The organism is Paenibacillus sp. PAMC 26794 (assembly GCF_000316035.1).
Lineage (GTDB): Bacteria > Bacillota > Bacilli > Paenibacillales > Paenibacillaceae > Paenibacillus.
Genome location: NZ_ANHX01000038.1, coordinates 1 through 1113 on the forward strand (window position 1 = coordinate 1; position 1113 = coordinate 1113).

2 protein-coding genes are annotated in these 1113 nt (G+C 44.3%); both read right to left on the minus strand.

Annotation, left to right across the window (positions count from 1 at the left end; genetic code table 11):
* Positions 1-227 (minus strand): tyrosine-type recombinase/integrase (locus D829_RS33725; RefSeq protein WP_193748478.1); only part of this gene is annotated, 227 nt, incomplete at its 3' end.
* A gap of 250 nt (positions 228-477) precedes the next feature.
* The gene (locus D829_RS32470; RefSeq protein WP_051153977.1) at positions 478-1056 is read right to left on the minus strand and encodes a phage integrase N-terminal SAM-like domain-containing protein; all 579 of its coding nucleotides are present in this window, start codon (positions 1054-1056) and stop codon (positions 478-480) included.
* Between the last annotated feature and the right edge of the window lie 57 nt (positions 1057-1113).

The window sequence follows — 1113 nt, forward strand, 5'->3', positions numbered from 1 at the left end:
CTAACATGCGTATATCGCTGAGTTGTTAGTGCACTCGTGTGACCAAGTAGCTCCTGAATGTAGCGCAGGTCTGTCCCGTTTTCCAGTAAATGAGTGACGAAGGAGTGTCTCAGCGCATGAATACTTACCTTTTTCACAATTCCTGCGCGTTGTCTAGCTTCTTCAAAAACCTTCTGTACGCTCCGCTCAGTAAGATGTCGATCAGAAGATTGCCCGGAAACAGCCAACGATTGGGTCTATATTCATCTATGTATTTCTGCACTATATCCCAGGGAAGGCTTGAAAGAAGCGTTCTCCGATCCTTTTGACCCTTTCCCTGTCGCACAATGAGTGTCTGCCTTTCAATATCCAGATCGGTGCAACACAGACGCACAACTTCACCTACACGAAGCCCGGAAGAATAGGTCAGAAACAATATGGTCTTATGTTTAGGATTGGTTACGGATTTGAGTAATTGTGCAACTTCCTTTTCGGACATCACTTGTGGAAGCTTGGTCTGCTTCTTGGGACGAATATCTGGATATCCGTAGGATGATGGAGCACATGTTTGCAATAGAAGCGGAGCGCGCTAATGGTCTGATTCACGCTTGAATGGGAAATTCCCCGTTCCAGCAAACCTAAACAATACATCTGAACATTAGAAGTAGTGACATCCGTATCTTTAAAGCTAGGGCTGCTTAGAAAACGCTCGACCTGATTACAATACGCTTTGATCGTTTTGCGACTATATCCTCGTAACTTTAGCGCCTTCTGTAACGGTTCTTTGCTCCAGTGGTTGTTTCCCCTATTAGCTTTCCATTGCTGCAGTTCTTCATTGTCAACCCACAACTCCGGGGTAATCTGAACTTCATCTGGATCAAACTGGCTCGTAAACTCCTGGATGGCCGCAATAGTGTAGGGTATGATCCACATTTTCTGTTTGGGTTCCCACTTTCTGCCCGTAATCTGGCGAATGCGCTGAATATATGCAGGGTTATAGGGGCAACGAATATGCAATGAATGAGTAGAACCTTTAGTTATGGTGATCTTCTTTTCCGTTGTAGTATCATCGTTCATAGGAAACTCTCCTTTGTTTGAGTCTATGTCTTTCTCCGCAATTTTGTAGAAATAAAA

What these genes read in the sequence shown, in the direction of transcription:
- D829_RS32470 (WP_051153977.1), bottom strand. Translation starts at nt 1,056, where the DNA reads ATGAACGATGATACTACAACGGAAAAGAAGATCACCATAACTAAAGGT.